This is a genomic window from Streptomyces akebiae, assembly GCF_019599145.1.
Classification (GTDB): Bacteria; Actinomycetota; Actinomycetes; order Streptomycetales; family Streptomycetaceae; genus Streptomyces; species Streptomyces akebiae.
This window is the reverse complement of sequence record NZ_CP080647.1, coordinates 7,792,399-7,813,871: the sequence shown is the minus strand read 5'-3', so window position 1 is coordinate 7,813,871 and position 21,473 is coordinate 7,792,399. Positions and strand designations below refer to the sequence as shown.

Sequence of the window (21,473 nt, the reverse complement as noted above, 5' to 3'; positions counted from 1 at the left end):
CGGCGGCCCGGCCGTCAGGAGTCGAACCGGGCCGCTTCCAGGTACTGCGGGTTCGGGTCGAGGGCCGCGGCGAGCCGGAAGTGGCGTTTGGCCTGGTCGTCGCGGGCCTGGCGCTGATAGGTGCGGGCCAGGGCGAAGTGCGCGAACGCGTTGTCCGGTTCGCGCTCCAGGACGATGGTGAACTCAAGCTCGGCTGGCCGCAGTTGGGCCGCGGCGAAGAAGGCACGGGCGCGCAGCAGCCGGGCGGCCGTGTTCTCGGGGTGCTCGGCTATGACTCGGTCGAGCAGCTTCACCGCGCCCCGTGGGTCCTTCGCGGCGAGCAGATGCTCGGCGGCACGGAAGTCGATGACATGCGTCTCCGGAGTACGTCCGGTGGAACCGCTGGTCTCGGGCACGGCTGAGTCCTTCCCTTGCTGGGACGGTTCAACGCCCCCTGCGACCCCGCTATTCCTGTGGGTGTTCGGATCCTGCCCGGGGCGCGTGGGCCCGACGGGTGAGGTCCGCCCACACCTCCCGCACCCGTCGCCGCAGGTCGTCGAGGGGTACGTCGTTGTCGACGACGATGTCCGCGATCTCCAGCCGCTTCTCGCGGGTCGCCTGTGCGGCCATGCGCGCGCGGGCGTCCTCCGGCGTCATGCCGCGCAGACGCACCAGGCGGTCGAGCTGAGTCTCGGGGGCCGCGTCCACGACGACCACCAGGTCGTACAGCGGCGCGAGGCCGTTCTCGGCGAGCAGGGGGACGTCGTGGACGACGACGGAGTCCTCGGCCGCGGCGGCCTCCAGCTCTCTGGAGCGGGCGCCCACCAGCGGGTGCACGATCGCGTTCAGCGCGGCGAGCTTCTGCGGGTCCGCGAACACGACGGAGCCCAGTTTCGGGCGGTCCAGGCCGCCGTCCGGCGCGAGGACGCCCTCGCCGAAGGTCTCGACGACCGCCGCGAGCCCGGGGGTGCCCGGAGCGACGACCTCACGCGCGATGCGGTCGGCGTCGATCAGCACGGCGCCGCACTCCACCAGCAGCCGCGACACCTCGCTCTTGCCGGCGCCGATGCCGCCGGTCAGACCCACTTTCAGCATGCCCGGCAGCATAGGCCCTGCCGCTGACACGACTGCGGGAGACCCTGATTCTCGGGGCTCAGCCCTCGCCCTCCCGCTCTGCCAGGAACTTCTCGAACTCCCGACCGATCTCGTCGGCTGAGGGGATCTCGACGGGCTCGGCGAGCATGTTGCCCCGCGTCTCGGCGCCCGCGGCGGCGTCGTACTGGTGCTCCAGGCCCTGCACGAGGGCGACCAGTTCCTCGTCGCCCTCCCGGATCTGCCGGTCGATCTCCGTCTGCGTGCGGTGCGCCTCCGTGCGCAGGGCGTGGGCGACGGAGGGCAGGACCAGGCCGGTGGCGGCCGTGACGGCCTCCAGGACGGTCAGGGCGGCGTCCGGGTAGGGCGAGCGGGCGATGTAGTGCGGCACGTGCGCGGCGACGCCGAGCACGTCGTGTCCGGCCTCCATGAGGCGGTACTCCACGAGGGACTCGGCGCTGCCGGGCACCTGGGCTTCCTCGAAGGGGCTGCGGTGGCCGGGGACGAGCCCGGCCCGGTTGCCGTGCGGGGTGAGGCCGACCGGGCGGGTGTGCGGGACGCCCATGGGGATGCCGTGGAAGTTCACCGACAGGCGCACGCCGAGCCGCTCCACGATCTGCTGGACGGCGGCCGCGAAACGCTCCCACTCCACGTCCGGCTCGGGACCGGACAGCAGCAGGAACGGTGCTCCGGTGGCGTCCTGGACGAGCCGCACCTCCAGGGCGGGAACCTCGTAGTCGCTCCAGCGGTCGCGCTTGAACGTCAGCAGCGGGCGGCGTGCCCGGTAGTCCACGAGCCGGTCGTGGTCGAAGCGGGCCACCACCTGGTGGGGCAGCGAGCCGAGGAGCCGTTCGACGATCTGGTCGCCCGTCTCACCCGCGTCGATGTATCCGTCGAAGTGGTAGAGCATGACAAGTCCAGCCGACTCCTGGGCGAGCGCCATGTCGACGACTGCCAGGCCCTTCGGCTCCCATGCGTACAAACCTTGCGGATCAAGCACTGTGAACGCTCCTCCTCGTGTTCGTACTCGACAACGCGGGAGCGGGCCCGGGCATTCCCCGGAACGCCTCCCCGAACACGGCCCGGCACGAACGCCCCGTGCCGGCGGTCGGGGGTGGGGCTGCTCGGGTCACCGGCGAAGTGGGCGCGTCCGGTGGCGCGTTGCTCGGGAGGGGGTTCCAACACCCCGCCCCGGGACGCACTTCGGGCCCGCATCCGAGGTGGATGCGGGCCCGAGGTGTTATCGGCTAACGATCAGCCGTGAGCGTTCAGCTCTGGCCGCCGGCCAGCTTCTCGCGCAGGGCAGCCAGGGCCTCGTCCGAAGCGAGGGCACCGGAGGTGTCCGCACCCTCGGAGGAGTACGAGCCGCCGCCACCCGCGGCCGGAGCCGCACCCGCGGCGTCGCCGCCCTCGGCCGCGGCAGCGGCGTCGGCCTCGCGGGACTTGATGACCTGGGCCTGGTGCTGCTCGAAGCGCTGCTGCGCCTCGGCGTACTGGCCCTCCCAAGCCTCGCGCTGGGTCTCGTAGCCCTCGAGCCAGTCGTTGGTCTCGGGGTCGAAGCCCTCGGGGTAGATGTAGTTGCCCTGGTCGTCGTACGACGCGGCCATGCCGTACAGCGTCGGGTCGAACTCGACCGAGGCCGGGTCCGAACCGAAGGACTCGTTGGCCTGCTTCAGCGAGAGGCTGATGCGACGACGCTCGAGGTCGATGTCGATGACCTTGACGAAGATCTCGTCGTTGACCTGGACGACCTGCTCCGGGATCTCCACGTGGCGCTCGGCCAGCTCGGAGATGTGGACCAGACCCTCGATGCCCTCGTCCACGCGGACGAACGCACCGAACGGAACCAGCTTCGTGACCTTGCCGGGCACGACCTGGCCGATCTGGTGGGTCCGGGCGAACTGCTGCCACGGGTCTTCCTGGGTCGCCTTCAGCGACAGGGAGACGCGCTCGCGGTCCATGTCGACGTCGAGGACCTCGACCGTGACCTCCTGGCCGACCTCGACGACCTCGGAGGGGTGGTCGATGTGCTTCCAGGACAGCTCGGAGACGTGGACCAGACCGTCGACGCCACCCAGGTCCACGAAGGCACCGAAGTTGACGATCGAGGAGACCACGCCGGAGCGGACCTGACCCTTCTGGAGGGTCGTGAGGAACGTCTGGCGGACCTCGGACTGGGTCTGCTCCAGCCAGGCACGGCGGGACAGGACCACGTTGTTGCGGTTCTTGTCCAGCTCGATGATCTTCGCCTCGAGCTCCTTGCCCACGTAGGGCTGGAGGTCGCGGACACGGCGCATCTCGACGAGGGAGGCCGGCAGGAAGCCACGGAGGCCGATGTCGAGGATGAGACCACCCTTGACGACCTCGATGACGGTACCGGTGACGATGCCGTCCTCTTCCTTGATCTTCTCGATGGTGCCCCAGGCACGCTCGTACTGGGCGCGCTTCTTCGAGAGGATCAGGCGGCCTTCCTTGTCCTCCTTCTGGAGGACGAGGGCCTCGATCTCGTCACCGACGGCGACGACCTCGTTGGGGTCGACGTCGTGCTTGATCGAGAGCTCGCGGCTCGGGATGACACCTTCGGTCTTGTAACCGATGTCGAGCAGGACCTCGTCCCGGTCGACCTTCACGATGACGCCGTCGACGATGTCGCCGTCGTTGAAGTACTTGATCGTCTCGTCGATCGCGGCGAGGAAGGCTTCCTCGTTACCGATGTCGTTGACCGCAACCTGCGGGGTCGTTGCGGTGGTCTCGGTGCTGCTCGTCATGTGGGAAAGGGCTCCGGTACGGACATTGAAGTCGTAGGTACTGCTACGCCGGGAGCCCGTATCGCTCTGAAGAAGCCGGACAGCCAAGGAAGCACCACATGACATGAAGCCGGTGGCGCCTCGAAAACCGAGGGGACATACGACAGATGCGAGCGCAGCCTGCTACGTCTGAGGTGCGCAGGCCCGCAGCGCAACTTGTAGCATACGGGGGCAGCCAGGCAGGGTCAATGCGCGAAGGCGCACACCCGGGGCGGAACGCCGCATACCCGGCACAAAACCTGTCCCTTGAGGCCACGCAGGCCCGGGAGACCCCTTTCGTGACACCACCGGAGCGGGTCGCGGCACGCAGGTTACGGAAGAGTACGACGAGGGAGCCGATCATCCAAGAGCCCGATGACCACGAAGCCGTCGAGGCCCACGGGGCCTCCGGTGCCGCCGGGACCGACGAAGCGGAGGCCACCCGACGCGATGCCGGGGTGGCGGAGAGTTCCCGGGCCAACCGGGGCTGGTGGGACCGGAACGCCGACGACTACCAGGTCGAGCACGGCACGTTCCTCGGCGACGACCGTTTCGTGTGGGGCCCGGAAGGGCTCGACGAGATCGAGGCGGAGCTGCTGGGCCCGCCCGAGGAGCTGAAGGGCAAGGACGTCCTGGAGATCGGCGCCGGTGCCGCGCAGTGCGCGCGCTGGCTGGCCGCCCAGGGGGCCCGCCCGGTGGCCCTGGACCTGTCCCACCGCCAGCTGCAGCACGCGCTGCGCATCGGGGGATCGTTCCCCCTGGTGTGCGCCGACGCCGGCGACCTGCCCTTCGCGGACGCCTCCTTCGACCTGGCGTGCTCGGCGTACGGGGCGCTGCCCTTCGTCGCCGACCCGGTGCGGGTGCTGCGGGAGGTCCGCCGCGTCCTGCGCCCCGGGGGCCGTTTCGTCTTCTCGGTGACCCATCCGATCCGCTGGGCCTTCCCCGACGAGCCAGGCCCGGAGGGGCTGTCCGTCTCCGCCTCCTACTTCGACCGCACTCCGTACGTCGAGCAGGACGAGCGGGGGCGGGCGGTGTACGTGGAGCACCACCGCACGATCGGCGACCGCGTCCGTGACGTCGTGGCCGCCGGCTTCCGTCTGGTCGACCTCGTCGAGCCGGAGTGGCCCGCCTGGAACACCTCCGAGTGGGGCGGCTGGTCCCCACTGCGCGGCCATCTGATCCCGGGGACGGCGATCTTCGTGTGCGAGCGGGACTGAGACGGGCACGCGACACACTGGGGGCGTGATCCGTTACGACGCCCTGGACGCGCTGCCCGTGCGCGCTGCCCTGCCTTCGTTGGCCGAGGCCCTGGAAGGGCACGGCACCGCGGTCCTCGTGGCGCCGCCCGGCACCGGCAAGACGACGCTGGTGCCCCTGGCCCTCGCGGGGCTGTCGGACGGCGGGCCGGCGCGTCGGGTGGTCGTCGCCGAGCCTCGGCGGATCGCGGCGCGGGCGGCGGCCCGCCGGATGGCGTGGCTGCTGGGCGAGAAGGTGGGCGAGAGCGTCGGCCACACCGTGCGCGGCGAGCGGGTGGTGGGGCCGCGCACGCGCGTGGAGGTCGTCACCACCGGCGTGCTGCTGCAACGGTTGCAGCGGGACCAGGAGCTGCCCGGGGTCGACGTCGTCGTGCTCGACGAGTGCCATGAACGGCATCTGGACGCGGACACGGTCGCGGCGTTCCTGCTCGACGTCAGGGCGGCGCTGCGGCCCGAGCTGCGGCTGGTGGCGGCGTCGGCGACGACCGACGCCGAGGGCTGGGCGCGGCTGTTGGGCGGGGCGCCGGTGGTGGCGGCCGAGGGGGTGTCGTATCCGGTCGAGGTGGTGTGGGCGCCGCCGGCCCGTCCGGTACGGCCGCCGCACGGGATGCGGGTGGACCCGGCGGCGCTGACGCATGTCGCGTCGGTGGTGCGGCGGGCGCTGACCGAACGGGAGGGCGACGTCCTGTGCTTCCTGCCGGGGGTGGGCGAGATCGCGCGCGTGGCGGGACAACTGGGCGGGCTCGGTGACGTGGACGTGCTCCAGGTGCACGGGCGGGCGCCGGCGGCGGTGCAGGACGCGGTGCTGGCGGGCGGGGAGCGGCGGCGGGTGGTGCTGGCGACGTCGGTGGCCGAGTCCTCGCTGACGGTGCCCGGGGTGCGGGTGGTCGTCGACTCCGGGCTCGCGCGCGAGCCGCGGGTCGACCACGCGCGGGGCATCGGCTCGCTGACGACGGTCCGGGCCTCGCGGGCGGCCGGACGGCAACGGGCCGGGCGGGCGGGGCGCGAGGCCCCGGGCACCGTCTACCGGTGCTGGGCGGAGGCCGAGGACGCCCGCCTGCCACGCTTCCCCTCGCCGGAGATCAAGGTGGCCGACCTGACGGCGTTCGCGTTGCAGGCGGCGTGCTGGGGCGACCCGGAGGCCACCGGGCTGGCGTTGCTGGATCCGCCGCCCGGTGGGGCGATGGCGGCAGCCCGGAACGTCCTCTCCGCGATCGGTGCCGTCTCCCCCACGGGGCACGCCACGGAACGCGGTGTCCGTATGTCCCGGCTCGGGCTCCACCCACGGCTGGCCCGCGCCCTCCTCGACGCGACGCCGCTGGTGGGAGCCGAGTGCGCGGCCGAGGTGGTCGCGCTGCTGAGCGAGGAGCCGCCGCGGGAGTACGGCGACGACCTGGCCGCCGCGCTGCGCCGCGCCCGGCACGGGGGTGACGCCTACGCGGCTCGCTGGCGCACCGAGGTCCGGCGGCTGCGGACCGCGTCCCCGTCCGCGTCTCAGACCGGGACTCAGACCGGGCCTCAGACCGGGACTCCTTCCCATCCCGCCCCGGCCCAGGACTCCCGAACGGGTGAGGCGCAGGCGGGTGGGTGGGCGGCTGCCGGGGGCGATCGCGGGGTCGGGGTGGTGGCGGCTCTGGCGTTCCCGGAGAGGGTGGCCCGGGGGGAGGGCGGGGCGTTTCTGATGGTGTCCGGGACCCGGGCCGAGGTGGCGGAGGGGTCCGGATTGCGAGGGGTGCCCTGGATCTCCGTGGCTGTGGCCGACCGGGCGGTGGGGAGCGGGCACGCGCGCGTGCGGCTCGGGGTCGCGGTCGACGAGGGGGTCGCCCGGGAGGCGGCCGGGGAGCTGTACCGCCGGGACGAGGAGGTCGCGTGGCGGGACGGGGACGTCGTGGCACGGCGGGTGGAGCGGCTGGGGGCCGTGGAGTTGGCGGTGCGGCCGTTGCGGGAGGCGGCGCCCGCACTTGTTCGGCAGGCGTTGCTGGAAGGGCTGCGGGACGAGGGGTTCGGGCTGTTGCGGTGGTCCCAGGACGCGGCGCGGTTGCGGGAGCGGCTGGCGTTCTTGCGGGAGCGGCTGGGTGAACCGTGGCCCGATGTGTCCGACGGCGCCCTGCACGCGCGCGTGGAGGAGTGGTTGGAGCCCGAGGTGAGCCGGGCCCGACGGCGGGCCGACCTCGGGCGGATCGATGCCGGGGAGGGGCTGAAGCGGCTGCTGCCGTGGGCCACGGGGGACGCCGCACGGCTGGACGAGCTGGCGCCCGAGCGGATCGAGGTACCGAGCGGGTCGCGGATCCGGGTCGACTACTCCCGGCCCGAACAGCCGGTGCTGGCGGTGAAGCTGCAGGAGATGTTCGGGCTGCGGGAGTCGCCGGTACTGGCCGGGGTGCCCGTGCTGGTGCATCTGCTGTCCCCCGCCGGGCGGCCCGCCGCCGTCACCGCCGATCTCGCCTCGTTCTGGCGGGACGGGTACCGGGCCGTACGGGCGGAGTTGCGGGGCCGGTATCCCAGGCATCCGTGGCCGGAGGACCCGGCGACGGCCGAGCCCACCCGGTACACCAACGCGCGGCTCAGGCGTTGACCGGCTCGGACGCCGGGGGCCTCGCGGACTCCGGTTCGCCGGGCCTGCGGCCGCGGGCCTCGACGTAGAGGGAGAGGGCGAGCAGCAGCAGGCCTAGGCCCAGGAATCCCCAGGGGAGGTAGGAGGTCATGAGGAGGACGAGGGTGCGCTGGGACGTGACCAGGTCGACGGTGTGGTCGATGTAGTCCTCGCGCATCTTCACGTGACCGGCGAAGGCGGTCACCTTCTCGCGGTCGCCCAGGAGCGTGCCGCCGCGCAGTTCCTCCTTGTGGATCTCCTCGCCGTAGACGGGGGCGCCGGTGACGGGTTCCACCCAGAACCTGCGGACCGTGGTGTACCAGCGGGTCGTGCCCGTCTGCGCGACCGTCTCCCGGGTGATGCCCTCCACGGGCATGGTCCGGGGGAAGGGCACCTCGGTCCAGGGGATGGTCTGTTCGAAGTAGTAGACCTCGACGCCGCGGAAGTCCTGGGTGCCCTTGTAGTGGATGGGGGCGGTGATCCGGGCCTGGGCGTCGAAGTACTCGTAGTCCCTCTTCTCCGTGAGGAAGGGCCACTTGAACTCCAGGCCCCGACGTTCCACGGGGTCGCCGTCCACCATCTCGCCCTTGGCGTGGACGGGCTCCTGGGTGTGTGCGTCGAAGATGTAGCGCTCGGGGATGCGGGAGACCATCTCGCCGTCGGGGCCCTGGACGTACGACAGGCCGTCCCAGACGACGACGTCCCGGTCGGTCGTCTTCTCGATCTCCTCGGAGGCCTCCACGTTGCCCTTGAGGGTCTGCACGATGGTGACCTTCGGCACCGTACGGGCGGTCATCGTGCCGTAGTCGAGGAGGGTGGCGTCCTTGGCCTCCAGGACCATGTCCTGGTACTGGTTCGCCGGGATCTTGGCCAGGTTCGGAAAGGCGTACCAGCGCAGCAGTGGGGACAGCGCGGTGAAGAACACGGCGAGCGCGAGCAGGATCAGACCGGACCTACGGCGCATCTCGGGCCTCCCTCCCTGGCGGGTCACGGATGTGCGGGGACCGTCGTCAACAGTGGTTTCGGTGACGTCTTCCCCGTCGGTGAGCCCAGCGCGGTGAGCGTGAACACCAGGGCGAAGGCGAGGGCGAGACCGGTCGCGGCGGCGATCAGGGCACGCATACGGACCTCCCGGCTACGGGCCTCATGACGGGAACTGATACTTCGTCAGGTGCGGCACCGTAGCAACGTGCGGGCGAGATGAGAACACGTCGCGCACATACGGCGGCGCCCCTCCTCCGGGAGGGGCGCCGCCGCGGCCGTACGGACGACCGAGAGGTCTACGACTCGCTGGGGCTCGGCGTCGTCGGCTCGGTCGTCTCGGTGGGCTGCGTGGGCTCGGTCGTCTCGGCCTGGTCCTCCACCTTCAGTTCGAGCGTGAGGGTCGCGCCGCCCTCGGTCTCGACGCGGAGCAGGAACGTGCCGGTGGCGTCGTCGGAGTAGAGCTTCGGGAGCTTGAGGAGACCGTCGGCGTCGGTCTCCAGGGCGGTCAGGGTGCGTACGGGGTTGCCCGCCGCGTCCTTGAAGTAGGGGCCCTTGTCGTTCGCGGTGGTGTCGAGGAGGGACTTGATCAGGGTCGCCCTGACGGCGACCTTGTCGGCGACCTCTCCCTTGTAGGTGGCCTTGACCTCGATCTGCTCGGCGAACTCGCCGTTCGGCACGCAGGTCAGCGCGGTGGTGCCGGTGCGGGCGAGGGCGTCGGCCCCGCGGGCGGTGACGGTGACCTTGTGGTCCAGGGCGGTCACCGAGCGGCCCACGACGGTGGTCCGGACCGTGACGGTGCCGGTCTTCTCGCCGGCCACGAGCGCGGGGGCGGTGGCCTTGCCCGCGCTGTCGGTGATCACGGTCGCCACCTTCTCGCCGCCGATGAACGTGGTGTCGGTGTCGCCGACGACGGTGAAGCGGACCCGGACCTTCGCGACGGCCTTGCCGGCCTTGGTCTCCGTGCGGGTGGCGAGCTTGCCGGTGAAGGTGTCCCCGGCCATGGCCGTGAGGTTCGACGCGCCCGCGTTCTCCAGGTGGTGCACGGTGTCCGTCGGGGTGGGCGGTGTGGTGGTGGGCGGCTTCGGGGTGCTGCCGCCACCGCCCGGCTCGCCGGTACCCGGCTTCGACGGCTTCGACGGATTCGACGGCTTGGGGCTGGGGCTGGGGCTCGTCGTGGAGCCACCGCCGTTGCGGCCGCCGCTGTTGCCGCCGCCGGTGTTGTTGCTGTTGCCACCGCTCGGCGTCTGGGGAAGGGAGCCGGTGCCGTCCGGGATCTCGTGGGTGCCGTCGCGGTAGTGCTCCAGCCACCTCATGACGGTGTTGTAGTACTCCGTCGAGTTGTTGTAGCTGAGGATCGCGCTGCGCAGGTTGGCGTCGTTCGACAGGTCCCAGTCGAAGCGGCACAGGTAGTGGCCGGCGGCGAGGGCGGCGTCGTAGATGTTGTTGGGGTCCTCGGCTCCGTCGTCGTTGCCGTCGCGGCCCGCCCACTCCCAGGTGGAGGGGATGAACTGCATGGGGCCGACCGCACGGTCGTGCGTGCGGTCGTCGTCGTAGGCGCCGTCGTCGGTGTCGCTGATGTTCGCGAAGCCGTTGCCGTTGAGCTGGGGACCGAGGATCTTGCCGATCGTCGTGCCCTCGGCGTCGACACGGCCGCCGCGCGCCTGGCCGGACTCGACCTTGCCGATGGCGGCGAGGAGTTGCCAGGGCAGGTTGCAGCCGGGCTTGGACTCGCGCAGGGACGCCTCGGCCTGCTTGTAGGCGTCGAGGACGGTCGCCGGTATGCCGCGCTCGGAGCCGCCGGTCGTGCCCGAGCCGTCGCCCGTCCCCGTCGTCGGGTTGGGGCTGTCGAGGGGCGGAAGGTCCGTGTAGTACCGGGAGTTGCCGGAGGCGGTCTCGTCGGCCTGGGTGCTCATCTCCGGGGAGGGCGAGCCCGTGGTCTGTCTGCCCGCGCCGTCGGTGGTCACTCCCGGGGCCTGGGAGGCGGCCATCGCCGCCACCGTGGCCGCGGCCAGGACGGTGGTGGCCGCCCCCTTGCGGAGCCTCAGACCGAACTGCGCCGCCATTGAGTGAACCCCTCCCGGTGACCGAACGCCTTGGCGTTCTTCCCGTCTCGTGATGTCTCGGGCATTTCTTCCGGTTTCGCCGGACCGGCTTCCCCGCCCAGGTACACCGACTCCGGAAGTCCGGTCTTGGTTGCGCTGTTCCGGCATTCCATTTCCAGAACTCCGGCGACCACCGCACCGACCGGCGCGACGGCCCAGGCGACCCTACGACAACTTCCGTCGCCCGGACACCCGTTGGTGCCCGATATTCACCGATTGGCCTTATCGGTTTGCTGTCTGCGGGCGTCTTTCCGAGGGCCGAACCCCGGTCGCGCATACTGGCGACCGGTCATCGCCGGTCGATCCGTCCGGCCAAAGTCCGTCACAGGGGGACGACTTGCCCTTCACGCTCAGCCACGCGGCCGCCGTACTGCCCGCCCTGCGAGGAAACGGGACCGGACGCGGGTCCCTGGTGCCCTCGGTACTCGTGGCCGGTTCGTTCGCGCCCGACATGACCTACTACGGGGCGAGTGTGCTGCCCGAGGCCATGGAGTTCGGCGATGTCACGCACTCCTTCGCCGGGGTCTTCACCGTCGACGTGCTCGTCACCTGGGCGCTGGTCGGGCTGTGGCTGATGCTCCGGGAGCCGTTGGTGGCGCTGCTGCCGAGGAGGCGTCAGGGCAGGGTGGCCGCGCTCGTGCGGTGCGGGACGGGGGCGCGGCGGTTCAGCCCGTCGGTGGCGCTGTGGTGGTACGTGTCGGCCGCCCTCGGTTCGCTGACCCATGTGGTGTGGGACGCCTTCACGCATCTCGACCGGTGGGGGATGCGGCTCTTCCCCGTCCTCGGCGAGGAGATCGCGGGCTCGCCGCTCTACTGGTACCTCCAGTACGGGGGCTCCGCGGTCGCGGCGGTCGTGCTCGCCGTCTTCGTCGTGCGGGCGTTGCGTCGGCAGCCGGTGGGCGAGCCCGTGGGCGTGCCGGTGCTCTCCTCGGCCGACCGGTGGGTGGCGGGCGTCGTCATCGGTGGGTGCGCGCTGGTCGCCGCGGCGCAGCGGGTGGCCCGGTGGTGGGCGCACTGGGGGTCGGTCGCCAAGCCGTACGAGGTCATCCCGACCGTGTGCTTCGGGGCGGGCGCCGGGCTGGTGGTCGGCCTGGTCCTCTACGGGGTCGGGGTCAGGGCGCGGCGCCCGGCTCCCGCCGTTGCGGCGCCCGCCGTCGACGCGGAGGCGGACAGTTCGGTCCGCCGCTGAGCACCGGGCGCCGGGCCGGGGCCCCGCTGGGGATGCGGGGTCTGGCGGCGCGTGCGGCGTACGGCGGGACGCGGCCGAGGAGGGCCGCCAGGGGGTGGGTCAGCGGCCAGGGGTAGAGGCTGTGCGGCCGCCGGACGCGGATGCGGTTCCTGGGGCCGCGGGTGAGGCGGGTTCGCACCCCTGACAGGCGGGTGGCAGCTGTCGCTGTACGACGGCGGAGCGTGCGTATGCCCATGCGGGCATCCTTACGGCTGTGCTCCGCCGGGGGCGCCCTGATGTGGGCCGGTCGGGTGAGCACGCGGGGGTGCGGGGTGCGTTGTCGGGTGAGGGTGCGTGGGGGCTGGTCGCGCAGTTCCCCGCGCCCCTGAAAAGCAGGGGCTGCGACCCGTGCTTTCCGGCCCGAAAGGCCGTAGGCCTTTCAGGGGCGCGGGGATCTGCGCCGAGAAGCCCCACCGGAGCCGCATCCGACAACGCACCCCGCACCCCACCCCACCTCCGTCGGCTAGTGCGCCGCCGACTCCCAGTCCGGGCCGTGGCCCACCGAGACGTCCAGCGGGGCCAGCAGGTGGACCGCGTTGGACATTTCGTGGCGCAGGAGTTGTTCGGTGCGCTCGCGTTCGCCGGGGGCGATCTCCAGGACGATTTCGTCGTGGACCTGGAGGAGCATGCGGGAGGCGAGGCCCGCCTCGTCCAGGGCGCGGCCGACGTTGAGCATGGCGATCTTGACGATGTCGGCGGCGGTGCCCTGGATCGGCGCGTTCAGAGCCATCCGCTCCGCTGCCTCGCGGCGCTGCCGGTTGTCGCTGTTGAGGTCGGGCAGGTAGCGCCGGCGCCCGAAGAGCGTCGCCGTGTACCCCGTCGCCCGCGCCTCCTCCACGACTCGGCGCAGATAGTCCCGCACGCCGCCGAACCGCTCGAAGTACGCGTCCATCAGGGCCCGCGCCTCACCCGCTTCGATGTTCAGCTGCTGGGAGAGGCCGAACGCGGACAGCCCGTAGGCCAGGCCGTACGACATCGCCTTGATCTTGCGGCGCATCTCCGCGTCGACCGCCGACTGCTCGACCCCGAACACCTGGGCGGCGGCCGTGGTGTGCAGGTCCTCGCCGGAGGTGAACGCCTCGATCAGCCCCGCGTCCTCGGAGAGGTGGGCCATGACGCGCAGTTCGATCTGGCTGTAGTCCGCCGTCATCAGCGACTCGAAGCCCTCGCCGACGACGAAGCCGCGACGGATGGCCCGGCCCTCGTCGGTGCGGACCGGGATGTTCTGGAGGTTCGGGTCGACGGAGGAGAGACGGCCCGTGGCGGCGACCGTCTGGTTGAAGGTGGTGTGGATCCGGCCGTCCGCGGCGATCATCTTGATCAGGCCCTCGACGGTGACCCGGAGCCTCGCCTGCTCGCGGTGGCGGAGCATGATGACCGGCAGTTCGTTGTCCGTCTGTCCGGCGAGCCAGGCGAGGGCGTCGGCGTCCGTGGTGTAGCCCGTCTTCGTGCGCTTGGTCTTGGGCAGGCCCAGCTCGCCGAAGAGGACCTCCTGGAGCTGCTTGGGCGAGCCCAGGTTGAACTCGTGCCCCGCCGCCGCGTGCGCCTCCTTCACCGCCTGCTGCACGGCGCCCGCGAACATCTGCTCCATGGCCTCCAGATGCGCCCGGTCCGCCGCGATGCCGTGGCGCTCCATCCGGGCCAGCAGCGCGGAGGTGGGCAGCTCCACGTCGCGCAGCAGCTCCGCCGCGCCGACCTCCTCCAGCCGCTCCCCGAAGGCACCGCCGAGGTCGAGGATCGCGCGGGCCTGCACCATCAGCGCGTCGGCCTCGGCGCCCTCGTCCGCGCCGAAGGCCAGCTGGCCGTCGGCCGTAGCGGCGGGCGCCAGCTCGCGGCCCAGGTACTCCAGGGAGAGCGCGTCCAGGTCGAAGGAGCGGCGGCCCGGCTTGACCAGGTAGGCGGCGAGCGCGGTGTCCATGAAGACGCCGTCCACGGTCCAGCCGTGCTCGGCGAAGACCCGCATGGCGGCCTTGGCGTTGTGGAACACCTTCGGCCGAGCGGTGTCGGCGAGCCAGGCCGCCCACGCCGTCTCGTCGGTCTCGTCCAACTGCGTCGGGTCGAACCAGGCGGCCGCTCCCCCGGCGGCGGCCAGCGCGACCTCGGCGACCGAGCCGGTGCCCAGCGCCCAGGTGTCGACGGTGGCGACACCGAGGACGTCCGTGCCGTGCTCGGTGAGCCAGGGGGCCAGTTCGCCGGAGGTGAGGACCGTGCCGTCCACCTCGACGCCCGGGGCGGCCGGCTGACCGGCGTCGGCCTCCTCCGCGCCCGGGTCGACGGCGAGCAGACGCTCGCGCAGCGAGGGGTTGCGGATCTCCAGGGTGTCCAGGACCATCGCGACGGCCTTGCGGTCGTACGCGGCGCGCTCCAGGTCGCCCACGCCCTTGGGCAGTTCGACCGTGCGGACCATCTCGGTGAGGCGGCGGTTGAGCTTGACGGCCTCCAGGTGGTCGCGGAGGTTCTGCCCGGCCTTGCCCTTGACCTCCTCGACCCGCTCGACGAGGTCCGCGAACGAACCGAACTGGTTGATCCACTTCGCCGCGGTCTTCTCACCGACGCCGGGGATGCCGGGGAGGTTGTCGGACGGGTCGCCGCGCAGGGCCGCGAAGTCCGGGTACTGGGCAGGCGTGAGGCCGTACTTCTCGAACACCTTCTCCGGGGTGAACCGGGTCAGCTCCGAGACGCCCTTCGTCGGGTAGAGCACGGTGGTGTGCTCGCTGACGAGCTGGAAGGAGTCGCGGTCGCCGGTGACGATGAGGACCTCGAAGCCCTCGGCCTCGGCCTCGGTGGCGAGGGTGGCGATGACGTCGTCGGCCTCGAAGCCGTCGACGGCGAAGCGGACGGCGTGCATCGCGTCGAGCAGCTCGCCGATCAGCTCGACCTGGCCCTTGAACTCGTCCGGGGTCTTCGAGCGGTTCGCCTTGTACTCGGTGAACTCCTCCGAGCGCCAGGTCTTGCGGGAGACGTCGAACGCGACCGCGAAGTGGGTGGGCGCCTCGTCGCGCAGCGTGTTCGCCAGCATCGACGCGAAGCCGTAGATCGCGTTGGTCGGCTGGCCCGTCGCCGTCGTGAAGTTCTCCGCGGGCAGCGCGAAGAACGCGCGGTAGGCCAGCGAGTGCCCGTCCATGAGCATGAGCCGGGGACGGCTGCCGCCGGGGGAGCTGTCGGTCTTCTTCGATCCTGTCTCTGCCACGACCCCGATCCTGCCACGTACCACTGACAGCCGGGCCCAGGGAGGTGTGGAGGACCGGGTGGGACCGGGCCCCGGCTGGTTCGCAGCCGCCGGGCACCGACACCGCGACCGATCACCGTCACGGCGGACGGTGGGGGGCGGCGAGAGAGCCCGCCACGGACACGCCGAGCTCGACCACCGACAACCGACTACCGACTACCGACTACCGACGGGCCACGCCCCGAGGACCGCCGACCGGCCACGCCCCACCGCCGCCCCGGCCCCCGCCGAGCCGCAGCCTCGGCGACCGGTCTGCCTCGGTCCCGGCCCGGCACACCCCGCCCCGCCGCCTGGCCGCGTCAGCCCCGCCCGCCCACGCCCCGGCCACCATCCGCCCTGCCCAGTCCCATCAGTCCGCCCCGACTCGGCGCAACCCCTCCACAGTCCGAGCCACCGATCCGCCTCAGCCCGACCCGGCACAAGCCCCCGCCCCGCCCGCCTCGGTCCCGATCCCCGCCCGCAGCCCCCTCCTCGTTCCCTGCCCACACCCCACCCCGACCGCGCCACCGCTCCCCCACCATCCCGTCTCCGATCGCCCTCGTTCCCGTCTGATGACACGTGCGAGGATCGGAGACATAGCCACCCGCCCGAACAGCACGTGTATGCGAATGGGGAGCAGTCATGGCCGGCAAGGCGCCGAAGAATGATCCGGTTCAGGACGCACCCCAGGTCGCGGGGCCCAAGCACGCGGCGGCCGGGCTGCCGGCCATCGGGCACACCCTGCGGATCGCGCAGCAGCAGATGGGCGTGAAGCGGACCGCGCTGACGCTGCTGCGGGTCAACCAGAAGGACGGCTTCGACTGCCCGGGCTGCGCCTGGCCGGAACCGGACCACCGGCACGCGGCGGAGTTCTGCGAGAACGGCGCGAAGGCGGTCGCCGAGGAGGCCACGCTCCGTCGGGTCACCCCGGAGTTCTTCGCCGCCCACAGCGTGGCCGATCTCGCCACGCGCAGCGGTTACTGGCTGGGGCAGCAGGGGCGGCTCACCCACCCCATGTATCTCCCCGAGGGCGGCGACCGGTACGAGCCGGTGTCCTGGGACCGCGCCTTCGACATCGTCGCCGAGGAACTGAAGGCCCTCGCCTCCCCCGACGAGGCGCTCTTCTACACCTCCGGGCGGACCAGCAACGAGGCCGCGTTCCTGTACCAGCTGTTCGCCCGGGAGTTCGGCACGAACAACCTGCCGGACTGCTCCAACATGTGTCACGAGTCGTCGGGCTCCGCGCTCTCCGAGACCATCGGCATCGGCAAGGGCAGCGTCCTGCTGGAGGACCTCTACAAGGCCGACCTGATCGTCGTCGCCGGGCAGAACCCCGGGACGAACCACCCCCGGATGCTCTCCGCGCTGGAGAAGGCCAAGGCGAACGGCGCGAAGATCATCACCGTCAACCCGCTGCCCGAGGCCGGTCTGGAGCGGTTCAAGAACCCGCAGACACCGCAGGGCATGCTCAAGGGCGCCGCCCTCACCGACCTGTTCCTCCAGATCCGCATCGGCGGCGACCAGGCCCTGTTCCGTCTCCTGAACAGGCTGATCCTGGAGACCGAGGGCGCGGTCGACGAGGAGTTCGTCCGCGAACACACCCACGGCTACGAGGAGTTCGCGGCGGCGGCCCGCGCGGCCGACTGGGACGAGACGCTCACGGCGACCGGTCTCACGCGCGAGCGGATCGACGAGGCCCTGCGCATGGTCCTCGCCTCGAAGCGGACCATCGTCTGCTGGGCCATGGGCCTCACCCAGCACAAGCACTCGGTGCCGACCATCCGCGAGGTGGTCAACTTCCTCCTGCTGCGCGGCAACATCGGCCGCCCCGGCGCCGGTGTCTGTCCGGTGCGCGGCCACTCCAACGTGCAGGGCGACCGCACCATGGGCATCTTCGAGCGGCCCGCGCCGGCGTTCCTGGACGCCCTGGAGAGGGAGTTCGGCTTCGCCCCGCCCCGGGAGCACGGTTACGACGTCGTACGGGCCATCAAGGCCATGCGCGACGACAAGGCGAAGGTGTTCTTCGCCATGGGCGGCAACTTCGTCTCGGCGTCCCCCGACACGGAGGTCACGGAGGCGGCGATGCGCCGTGCGCGGCTGACCGTGCACGTGTCGACGAAGCTGAACCGCTCGCACGCGGTCACGGGCGCGCGGGCGCTGATCCTGCCCACCCTCGGACGCACCGAGCGCGACCTCCAGGGCGGCGGCGAGCAGTTCGTGACCGTGGAGGACTCCATGGGCATGGTGCACGCCTCACGCGGCCGACTGGAGCCCGCGAGCGGGCAGTTGCTGTCCGAGCCGGCCATCGTGTGCCGGCTCGCCCGGCGGGTCCTCGGCGAGGACAGCCGTACGCCGTGGGAGGAGTTCGAGAAGGACTACGCGACGATCCGCGACCGCATCGCGCGCGTGGTGCCCGGGTTCGAGGACTTCAACGCGCGCGTGGCCGACCCGTCCGGCTTCGCCCTCCCGCACGCCCCGCGCGACGAGCGCCGCTTCCCCACCGCCACCGGCAAGGCCAACTTCACGGCCGCGCCGGTGGAGTACCCGCGGCTGCCCGAGGGCCGCCTGCTGCTGCAGACGCTGCGCTCGCACGACCAGTACAACACCACCATCTACGGCCTGGACGACCGCTACCGGGGCATCAGGAACGGCCGCCGGGTCGTGCTGGTCAACGCCGACGACGCGCGGGAGCTGAAGCTCGCCGACGGGTCGTACGTGGACCTGGTGGGCGAATGGAAGGACGGCGTCGAGCGGCGCGCCCCCGGCTTCCGGGTGGTGCTCTACCCGACGGCGCGGGGCTGCGCGGCCGCCTACTACCCGGAGACCAACGTGCTGGTGCCGCTGGACTCCACCGCCGACACCAGCAACACCCCTGCCAGCAAGTCCGTCGTGGTCCGTCTGGAACAATCGTCCACCGACTGAGCGTTTGCTCAGCACACCGGCGCCCCTCCGCCGGCGGCGCACGCGATCGACGACGAACGGAGCCCCATGGGCGAGCAGCACCACGTGAAGTTCCCGCAAGAGGTCATCGACGAGTACGCGACCCTCGGCATCGACCTGGTCGCGATGTTCTCCGCCGGACATCTGGGCACCCGGATGGGCGTGCAGATCGTGGAGGCCTCGGCGGACCGGGTCGTCGGCACGATGCCGGTGGAGGGCAACACCCAGCCGTACGGGCTGCTGCACGGCGGCGCGTCCGCGGTGCTGGCGGAGACCCTGGGGTCGGTCGGCTCCATGCTGCACGCCGGCAGCTCCAAGATCGCCGTGGGGGTGGACCTGAACTGCACCCACCACCGGGGCGCACGGTCCGGACTGGTCACCGGTGTCGCCACGCCACTGCACCAGGGACGCTCCACCGCGACGTACGAGATCGTCATCAGCGACGAGGACGGCAAGCGGGTCTGCACGGCCCGGTTGACCTGTCTGCTGCGGGACGCCCCGACCACCCCGACCGCCCCGAGCGCGAGGGCCCGGAACGCGGAGTGAGACGTGCGGACGCGGGGCGGGCCGGGGCGGGGACCTGTTCGCCTCTGGTCCCCCGGGGCGCGCAGGGCCTAGCGTCGGGGCATGGCAACGGGAGGAGCCCTCTGGCGGGGGGCGGTGCTCGGGCCGGCGCTGCTGATCGGCGTCCTGGTCACCGGGTGCGCGGGGGCGGGAGAGTCGGGCGGGTCAGCGGGCCCCTCGACGGCCGCGGACGGCGGCGGCCCGCTCTCGCCGTCGGTGACCCCGCCCGAGGAACTGTGCGCGAAGCTCGTCTCGCACTGGTCGCTGGAGGTGCTGGACGGCGACACCTACGGGGATTATCAGTCCATGGGACTGTCGAACGGGCAGTACGACATCCTGCGGGAGGTCGTCGACGAGGCCAGGGCCGAGAAGAAGCGCGCGGGTTCCACCGCGGCGCGACGACTGATCGAACGTCGGGCCCGGGCGGGCTGCCAGGAGTGGTACCGCTCGGGCGGTCCGGGCGAGGGGCCCTGGAGTTGAGCGGGATCGGCCCCGTGGAGCCGGGCGAGGGCACGCGCGCGTGGGACACGGCGGACACGGACACCACGCCCCCGGCGAAACGGCCGCGCGGACGGTGCGCCCAGGTGTACGCAGCCCACCGCCGGGCCGTGCTCGCCGGGGCCGCGGCGGTCGTCGTGCTCGCGGGCGGCGGCTACCTCTACGCGACGCGGCCCGCATCGGCACCGGCTCCGGAGCCGACACCGCGGGAGACGCCGTACCCCTCCCAGGCCGTCGTCGTGGGCTACCTCGGCCCGGTGGCGCGGTCCGGCCGGACGCCGCGCGGACGCTTCGGCTTCGAGGTGGAGCTGAGCGTGCGGTACGGCCCCCCGATCACCGTCGAACAGCTGACCCAGCCCTACGAGGGACTGTCCCTGCGCACGGACCCGAGGACTCCGTTCCGGATCGGGACGAAAACGCCCCAAAAGATCGTCGTCACCATGCGCGTCATCGAATGCGGGAAAGCACCGGAGCGTGCCGGACTTCCCTTCCTGGATGTAACTCTACGTAATACGCGCGCAATAGAAGCGCATAGTTTCATCCTGGGCGAGCGCTACGCGAAGGACCTCTCCGACGCCCTCCAAGTCGCCTGTAGCAACGATTCAATGTCATCACCAAACGGCTGAACACTCCTGAACCTACCCGCGTCGACCCTGCACGTTCTCACTATGCGGACAGGGCGAATCGGCCTGAATTCCGCGCATCCACCCACTGAGTACCGCTCTGCATTACCTCGTGTCATAACAAGAGCGTCACAGCCTTGGTCAGACTCTCCTCCACGTTCCCCACACACGCTTAGAGTCACGGCCAGTCACCGCGCCAACGGAATCGAAGTCACGTCTTCGGCCCAGCGCTCGACTCGGCCACTTCCAACAGGAAGGGCCGTGCCAGGGAAAGGACTGATCGTGCGTCAACGTTCGCTCATCGCCATCACCGCCGCGCTGGCGGCGGGAGCACTCACTCTCACCGCCTGTGGTTCGCGCGACGACGACAAGGGCGGCTCGGACACCGGCAGTGGGACCACTGTCGTCATCGGCGTCGACGCCCCGCTGACCGGTGACCTCTCGGCGCTGGGCCTCGGCATCAAGAACTCCGCCGACCTCGCCGCCAAGACCGCCAACAAGGACAAGTACGTCGAGGGCATAACCTTCGAGATCGAGGCCCTCGACGACCAGGCGCAGCCCTCCTCCGGCCAGCAGAACGCCACCACGTTCGTCGCCAACAAGGACGTCCTCGGCGTGGTCGGCCCGCTGAACTCCTCCGTCGCCGAGTCCATGCAGAAGGTCTTCGACGACGCCAAGCTCGTCGAGGTCTCCCCGGCCAACACCGGCCCGACCCTCACCCAGGGCGCCGACTGGCAGACCAAGAAGGTCCGCCCGTACAAGTCGTACTTCCGTACCGCGACCACGGACGCCATCCAGGGCCCGTTCGCCGCGCAGTACCTGTACAACGACGCCAAGAAGAAGAAGGTCTTCGTCATCGACGACAAGAAGACCTACGGCGCCGGTCTGGCCGCCACCTTCACCGACGAGTTCAAGAAGCTCGGCGGCGAGGTCGTCGGCACCGAGCACATCGACCCCGAGACCAAGGACTTCTCCACGGTCGCCACCAAGGTCAAGAACTCCGGCGCCGACGTCGTCTACTACGGCGGCGAGTACCCGCAGTCCGGCCCGCTGACCAAGCAGATCAAGGCCGCCGGCGCCAAGATCCCGGTCGCCGGCGGCGACGGCATGTACGACCCGACCTACATCGAGCTCGGCGGCAGCGCCAGCACCGGCGACTTCGCCACCTCCGTCGGCGCCCCGGTCGAGGAGCTCCCCTCCGCCAAGACGTTCATCGAGGACTACAAGGCCGGCGGCTACAAGGAGCCCTACGCGGCCTACGGCGGCTACTCCTACGACTCCGCCTGGGCGATCATCGAAGCCGTGAAGAAGGTCGTCGAGGACAACGACGGCAAGCTTCCCGACGACGCCCGCGCCAAGATCACCGAGGCCATGCAGAACGTCTCGTTCGACGGCGTCACCGGCAAGGTCTCCTTCGACGAGTACGGCGACACGACCAACAAGCAGCTCACCGTCTACAAGGTCGAGGGCGGCGAGTGGAAGGCGGTCAAGTCCGGCACCTACGCCGGTTGATCCCACCCGCACACATCTGAGCCGCGCGGGGCGCCGCACCATGGCGCCCCGCGCGGACTCACATCCGGTCACATTCGTCGAACATCCGAAAGTCTCGGAGGACATGCG

16 protein-coding genes are annotated in these 21,473 nt (G+C 71.3%); 8 read left to right on the top strand and 8 right to left on the bottom strand.

Going from position 1 to position 21,473, the window contains the following annotated elements; all coding sequences use genetic code 11:
* Window positions 1–14: 14 nt before the first annotated feature.
* From K1J60_RS33785 to rpsA, 4 genes are all read right to left on the bottom strand, one after another.
* Window positions 15–395 carry a tetratricopeptide repeat protein gene (locus tag K1J60_RS33785; protein ID WP_033527100.1) on the bottom strand — a complete coding sequence of 127 codons (381 nt, stop codon included), beginning with the start codon at window positions 393–395 and terminating at the stop codon, window positions 15–17.
* A 49-nt stretch (window positions 396–444) separates the two neighbouring features.
* A complete protein-coding gene (gene coaE / locus K1J60_RS33780) occupies window positions 445–1,074 on the bottom strand; it encodes a dephospho-CoA kinase (RefSeq protein ID WP_220649518.1) in 630 nt (209 codons plus the stop codon).
* Window positions 1,075–1,132: 58 nt separating this feature from the next.
* Entirely contained in the window at window positions 1,133–2,071 is a 939-nt protein-coding gene (locus K1J60_RS33775; protein ID WP_033527101.1) for a PAC2 family protein, read from the bottom strand.
* Between the two features lie 268 nt (window positions 2,072–2,339).
* Window positions 2,340–3,839, bottom strand: coding sequence for a 30S ribosomal protein S1 (rpsA, locus tag K1J60_RS33770; RefSeq protein ID WP_033527102.1), 1,500 nt, complete (start codon window positions 3,837–3,839; stop codon window positions 2,340–2,342).
* Between the two features lie 317 nt (window positions 3,840–4,156).
* Here rpsA and K1J60_RS33765 point away from each other — a divergent pair, with 317 nt between their 5' ends.
* Together K1J60_RS33765 and hrpB are read left to right on the top strand one after the other, a co-directional pair.
* Window positions 4,157–5,074: a class I SAM-dependent methyltransferase gene (locus K1J60_RS33765; protein ID WP_220649517.1), complete on the top strand. Its 918-nt coding sequence runs from the start codon at window positions 4,157–4,159 to the stop codon at window positions 5,072–5,074.
* 25 nt (window positions 5,075–5,099) lie between these two features.
* Entirely contained in the window at window positions 5,100–7,688 is a 2,589-nt protein-coding gene (gene hrpB, locus K1J60_RS33760) for an ATP-dependent helicase HrpB (RefSeq protein WP_220649516.1), read from the top strand.
* Here the strand turns inward: hrpB and K1J60_RS33755 are convergent.
* The 3 genes from K1J60_RS33755 to K1J60_RS33745 form a co-directional block, all read right to left on the bottom strand.
* A complete protein-coding gene (locus K1J60_RS33755; protein WP_220649515.1) occupies window positions 7,678–8,670 on the bottom strand; it encodes a DUF3068 domain-containing protein in 993 nt (330 codons plus the stop codon). The genes hrpB and K1J60_RS33755 overlap by 11 nt on opposite strands.
* Window positions 8,671–8,693: 23 nt before the next feature.
* Window positions 8,694–8,828, bottom strand: coding sequence for an SPW_0924 family protein (locus K1J60_RS33750; RefSeq protein WP_107072277.1), 135 nt, complete (start codon window positions 8,826–8,828; stop codon window positions 8,694–8,696).
* Window positions 8,829–8,986: 158 nt separating this feature from the next.
* Window positions 8,987–10,753, bottom strand: coding sequence for a lytic transglycosylase domain-containing protein (locus K1J60_RS33745; RefSeq protein ID WP_220649514.1), 1,767 nt, complete (start codon window positions 10,751–10,753; stop codon window positions 8,987–8,989).
* A 376-nt stretch (window positions 10,754–11,129) separates the two neighbouring features.
* Here K1J60_RS33745 and K1J60_RS33740 point away from each other — a divergent pair, with 376 nt between their 5' ends.
* Window positions 11,130–11,981 carry a DUF4184 family protein gene (locus K1J60_RS33740; RefSeq protein ID WP_220649513.1) on the top strand — a complete coding sequence of 284 codons (852 nt, stop codon included), beginning with the start codon at window positions 11,130–11,132 and terminating at the stop codon, window positions 11,979–11,981.
* Between the two features lie 502 nt (window positions 11,982–12,483).
* Here the strand turns inward: K1J60_RS33740 and polA are convergent.
* A complete protein-coding gene (gene polA / locus K1J60_RS33735; protein WP_220649512.1) occupies window positions 12,484–15,210 on the bottom strand; it encodes a DNA polymerase I in 2,727 nt (908 codons plus the stop codon).
* 660 nt (window positions 15,211–15,870) lie between these two features.
* On the opposite strand from polA, the gene K1J60_RS33730 reads away from it, so the two are divergent.
* From K1J60_RS33730 to K1J60_RS33710, 5 genes are all read left to right on the top strand, one after another.
* On the top strand, window positions 15,871–18,150 hold the full coding sequence (locus tag K1J60_RS33730; protein WP_220649511.1) for an FdhF/YdeP family oxidoreductase: 2,280 nt from the start codon (window positions 15,871–15,873) through the stop codon (window positions 18,148–18,150).
* A gap of 66 nt (window positions 18,151–18,216) precedes the next feature.
* Window positions 18,217–18,714: a PaaI family thioesterase gene (locus tag K1J60_RS33725; protein WP_220649510.1), complete on the top strand. Its 498-nt coding sequence runs from the start codon at window positions 18,217–18,219 to the stop codon at window positions 18,712–18,714.
* Between the two features lie 81 nt (window positions 18,715–18,795).
* A complete protein-coding gene (locus tag K1J60_RS33720) occupies window positions 18,796–19,212 on the top strand; it encodes a hypothetical protein (protein WP_220649509.1) in 417 nt (138 codons plus the stop codon).
* The gene (locus K1J60_RS33715) at window positions 19,209–19,856 is read left to right on the top strand and encodes a Tat pathway signal sequence domain protein (protein WP_220649508.1); all 648 of its coding nucleotides are present in this window, start codon (window positions 19,209–19,211) and stop codon (window positions 19,854–19,856) included. The genes K1J60_RS33720 and K1J60_RS33715 overlap by 4 nt, the downstream gene beginning before the upstream one ends.
* 279 nt (window positions 19,857–20,135) lie before the next feature.
* On the top strand, window positions 20,136–21,365 hold the full coding sequence (locus K1J60_RS33710) for a branched-chain amino acid ABC transporter substrate-binding protein (protein WP_033528036.1): 1,230 nt from the start codon (window positions 20,136–20,138) through the stop codon (window positions 21,363–21,365).
* The last annotated feature ends 108 nt before the right edge of the window (window positions 21,366–21,473 follow it).